Below are 299 nucleotides of genomic sequence, written 5' to 3' on the forward strand. Positions count from 1 at the left end.
GCTATAGAGCACAGCAATCCTAGTTTAGTGTATAAATACATTACAGAGTTACTAAACCTGCACAGCAAAGAGCAAGGCTGGTCTGGTTGGCACGTTAATTTTTGCAACTTAGCCCAAGCCACACACCTCACTGAGCAACACGCTATGCTTAGAGTGGGTGTGCAATTTCAGTGGTTTAATAAAGGCTTTACATGCTTTGACGATTTTTTAAATACGCTTAATTCACGTAAGCGTAAATCACTAAAAAAAGAACGCAGCAAAATAACCCAACAAAACATTACTATTGAATGGCTGCAAGG

At 39.5% G+C, this 299-nt stretch carries 1 protein-coding gene; it reads left to right on the forward strand.

What is annotated here, in order from left to right; all coding sequences use genetic code 11:
* Positions 1-299: peptidogalycan biosysnthesis protein (locus AAEY62_RS21615; protein ID WP_350636444.1), on the forward strand; the 299-nt coding region annotated here is incomplete at both ends.

Source organism: Pseudoalteromonas sp. GW168-MNA-CIBAN-0100 (assembly GCF_040309225.1).
GTDB classification, from domain to species: domain Bacteria; phylum Pseudomonadota; class Gammaproteobacteria; order Enterobacterales; family Alteromonadaceae; genus Pseudoalteromonas; species Pseudoalteromonas arctica.